Here is a 3,659-nt window from a genome sequence, read left to right as displayed (position 1 = left end):
TTAATTCGCATAATAATATGCGGAGGATTTTTCGTTGTCGGCAAGGCGCGATGACGAGCAGTGGCGGGTACCACGCGAGGAAGAGCAACGCAGCCGACGGCGAAAAAGACCCGCAGATTATTGTGCGAATTAACCAGACACCACACTAGAACTCGTGAAAGTACGGATTCCGCCATGGCTAACAACCGCGTGACCGTGGGGTTGATCCAGTCCCGGGCGTCCCTGGATCCCGACCGAAACCTCGCCGCCACCGCCCGGCGCATTCGGCTGGCCGCCGAGGGCGGCGCCCGGATCGTGTGCGTCCAGGAGCTTTTCCGCTCGCGGTATTTCCCGCAGACCGAGGACACGGAAGCCTTCGCCCTCGCGGAGCCGATTCCCGGACCCACCACCGAGTGTTTCTCTCCGCTGGCGCGGGAGCTCGAGGTGGTGATCGTCGCGTCGGTGTTCGAGGCGCGCGCCCCCGGCGTCTATCACAACACTGCCTTGGTCATCGATGCGGACGGCCAGATCACGGGCCGGTACCGCAAGATGCACATCCCGGACGACCCCGGCTTCCATGAGAAGTTCTACTTCGCTCCCGGCGATCTGGGTTTCCGTACGTTCCGCACCCGCCATGCGCAAGTCGCCGTGCTCATATGCTGGGACCAGTGGTTCCCGGAAGCGGCGCGGCTGGCGGCCCTGGGCGGCGCCGAGATCATCTTCTACCCCACCGCCATCGGCTGGGGCTCCGGAGAGAACCGGACCGAGCGCCGCACCCAGCTCGAAGCCTGGGAGTTGGTGCAGCGGTCTCACGCGGTCACCAACGGGGTCTACGTGGCCGCCGTCAACCGGGTGGGTCGCGAGGGCAAGATCACCTTCTGGGGCAACTCCTTCGTTTCCGACCCTTCGGGCCGGGTGCTGGCGCGCGCGGCCGGCAACAAGCCCGAGACCCTTCTGGTGGACTGTGCTCTCGGAAGCATCGCCGAGGCCCGCCAAAACTGGCCGTTCCTGCGAGACCGGCGCATCGACGCCTACGGCGGCCTCACCAAGCAGCTATTGGATTGATTCGTGGGACGCGATGTCCGGTTGGCGGACCCGCGAGGCGCGGGCTATCGGATGCCGGCGGAATGGGCACCCCATGCCGCCACGTGGCTCGCCTGGCCGCACAACCACGACACCTGGCCGGATCACCTGGAGCGGGTGCGCGAAACTTGGTTGGAGATGATCGGCGCACTGGTCCCGGGCGAGACCGTCCATCTCCTGGTCGACGACGCTTCCTCCGAAGCCGCGGTAGCGGCAAGGCTCCGGCAACGCGGAATCGACGCCGGCCGCGTGGTCTTCCATCGTGTGCCAACCGTCGATGTGTGGATCCGGGACTACGGGCCGACCTTCATCACTCGCGCGCAGCCTTCCGCGGCCCTGGCTCTGGTCAACTGGCGATTCAATGCCTGGGGGCTGAAGTACGCGGACTACGTGGCGGACGACGCCGTGCCGCGGAAGCTGAACGAGGCGTTGGGGCTGCCCGCGTTCATGCCGGACATCGTGCTGGAAGGGGGCTCCGTCGACGTCAACGGCGCCGGTCTCTGTCTCGTCACCGAGGAGTGTCTGCTCAATCCCAACCGCAATCCCGGTTGGGAACGAGCGGCAATCGAGGCGCTGCTGAAGACGGCGCTGGGACTTGAGCGCGTGCTCTGGCTGCCCGCGGGCATGGCCGGGGACGATACCGACGGGCACATCGACAATCTCGCGCGCTTCGTGGACCGGGAGACGGTCGTGTGCGTGGTGGAGCCGGACCCCACCGACGAGAACCACAAGGCGCTCCAGGAGAACTACCGCCGTCTGGCCGCCGCCACGGACGCGGCCGGCCGGCGACTCCGCGTCGTCCCGCTGCCGCAGCCGGACCCGGTGACGGCCGACGGCGCGCGGCTGCCCGCGAGCTACGCCAACTTCTACATCGCCAACGGCGTCGTGCTGGTGCCGCTCTACGGCGGGCCCAGGGACCGGACCGCGCTGGACACCCTGGCGGACCTGTTTCCCGGTCGGCGAATCGCCGGCATCGACGCGCGCGCGCTGATCCTGGGGCTGGGTGGGATCCACTGCGTCACCCAGCAAGAACCGGCAGTGACCCGGTGAACCGGCGACTTGACAGGCCGCGCGGGGCTCTCTAGTGTTTGATTCCGGGCGACCGGGATGGCACCCGAACCACTTGACGTCATTTCCGCGAAACAGGCTGTGTCAAGACTCGTGAGGCACGCACATAACGAATACGTCATTCCCGCGGAAGCGGGAATCCAGGGGTGGTGAGGTGGGGAAACGCCGCTGTAGTGCCCCTCCACCGCCCCTGGATTCCCGCTTCCGCGGGAATGACGTTCCGTAGGGTTTTTGCCTCACGGGTTTTGACACAGCCTGGAAGGCGGGAATCCAGGGGTCCTGGTCCCCGTTTCACCAGATCATGCGCGAGACCCGGTAGTGGGCCTGGACGTATTCCTTGGCTTGGGCCTCGGCGGCCTCGGCCGAGGCGGCGTTGAAGCGGAGCGGCAACCCTTTCCGCGCCAGCACCAGGCAGGCGTCGTCGAGGTTGGCGCCTCCGATGAGCACCAGGTACGCGGACCACGCGCCGGCTTCCTCGATCGAGCGGATCTCGACCCGGACGACGCCGTCGATGGAAGGAACGTGAATGTCGAGTTTCATGCCGGGGCAGTCTGAGGCTCGAGGCGGTCCAAGTCAAGGTTTGTGGAAAACCAAGTGAAAGGCGACTGAAAGGCGACCATCGTGCCGACGCAACCCAGCAAGGAGCTTGAAACCATCCCCAATCCGCGGCAGGACCGGGACTATGAGGTGGCCATGGAATGTCCCGAGTTCACCTGCGTGTGCCCCAAGACGGGACAGCCGGATTTCGCCACCATCCGCATCCGCTACGTTCCCGGCCCGCGCTGTGTCGAGTTGCTGTCGTTGAAGCTCTATCTGTGGTCGTACCGCGGGGAGGGCGCCTTTCACGAAGACGTGGTGAACCGCATCCTGGACGACATGGTGGCGGCGTGCGCGCCCAAGTACATGAGCGTGGAGGGCGACTTCAACGTCCGCGGCGGCATCCACACGACGGTAACGGCGGAGCACGGCGCGCGGCCCCAGGGCGCGGGCCGGCCCCCAGCCTCACTCTAGTGTGGTGTCTGGTTGATTCGCATCATAATATGCGGAGGATTTTTCGTTGTCGGCAAGGCGCGATGACGAGCAGTGGCGGGCACCACGCGAGGAAGAGCAACGCAGCCGACGGCGAAAAAGACCCGTATATCATATGTCGATCTCAACTGATTCCCACCATTTTCTCCGGTAGCGGACAAGCGTCGCCATGTCAAGCCCCGTCATGACAGCCCTGAAATAACCCTATATATTATAACTAGTTATCGTCGGCTCCGAACGACTCACCCTCCTGCGTCCTTCGGTCAAGCGACGCCAGCGGATGACCTCGCACACTCCGGCATGCGAGTTCAGTGGGTTGCATTTCGATTACGGTCCTGATAGCGTTTCCTCCGGTTTCGACGTTTTCGTTCGGTCACGGAGTGATGAAGAGACCGCGAGGGGTGACGGAGGACCATGATATCACCGGGTGAGAGTCCGGCGCCAGTCCTTGCGCAGGGGTCGGAGCCAGATGTCCTTTTTCGGCTGATCGCGTCGGGTAT

4 protein-coding genes are annotated in these 3,659 nt (G+C 64.9%); 3 read left to right on the top strand and 1 reads right to left on the bottom strand.

Features of this window, described 5'->3' with window-relative positions:
- Positions 1 to 174: 174 nt before the first annotated feature.
- The gene (locus OXF11_09785) at positions 175 to 1,044 is read left to right on the top strand and encodes a carbon-nitrogen hydrolase (protein MCY4487391.1); all 870 of its coding nucleotides are present in this window, start codon (positions 175 to 177) and stop codon (positions 1,042 to 1,044) included.
- A 3-nt stretch (positions 1,045 to 1,047) separates the two neighbouring features.
- On the top strand, positions 1,048 to 2,112 hold the full coding sequence (locus tag OXF11_09780) for an agmatine deiminase family protein (protein ID MCY4487390.1): 1,065 nt from the start codon (positions 1,048 to 1,050) through the stop codon (positions 2,110 to 2,112).
- A gap of 309 nt (positions 2,113 to 2,421) precedes the next feature.
- Here the strand turns inward: OXF11_09780 and OXF11_09775 are convergent, their stop codons facing one another.
- A complete protein-coding gene (locus OXF11_09775; GenBank protein ID MCY4487389.1) occupies positions 2,422 to 2,670 on the bottom strand; it encodes a hypothetical protein in 249 nt (82 codons plus the stop codon).
- A gap of 81 nt (positions 2,671 to 2,751) precedes the next feature.
- Between OXF11_09775 and queF the strand changes: the two genes are divergently transcribed.
- Positions 2,752 to 3,141: a preQ(1) synthase gene (gene queF, locus OXF11_09770; GenBank protein MCY4487388.1), complete on the top strand. Its 390-nt coding sequence runs from the start codon at positions 2,752 to 2,754 to the stop codon at positions 3,139 to 3,141.
- The last annotated feature ends 518 nt before the right edge of the window (positions 3,142 to 3,659 follow it).

Source organism: Deltaproteobacteria bacterium, assembly GCA_026712905.1.
GTDB lineage: Bacteria > Desulfobacterota > Binatia > UBA9968 > JAJDTQ01 > JAJDTQ01.
Note: the sequence above shows the minus strand (reverse complement) of the source record. Positions and strands in the feature narration are given on the sequence as shown.

Bases quoted from the DNA above. Each gene is read 5' to 3' on its own strand.
- OXF11_09785 (MCY4487391.1), top strand. From the start codon at position 175: ATGGCTAACAACCGCGTGACCGTGGGGTTGATCCAGTCCCGGGCGTCC.
- OXF11_09775 (MCY4487389.1), bottom strand. From the start codon at position 2,670: ATGAAACTCGACATTCACGTTCCTTCCATCGACGGCGTCGTCCGGGTC.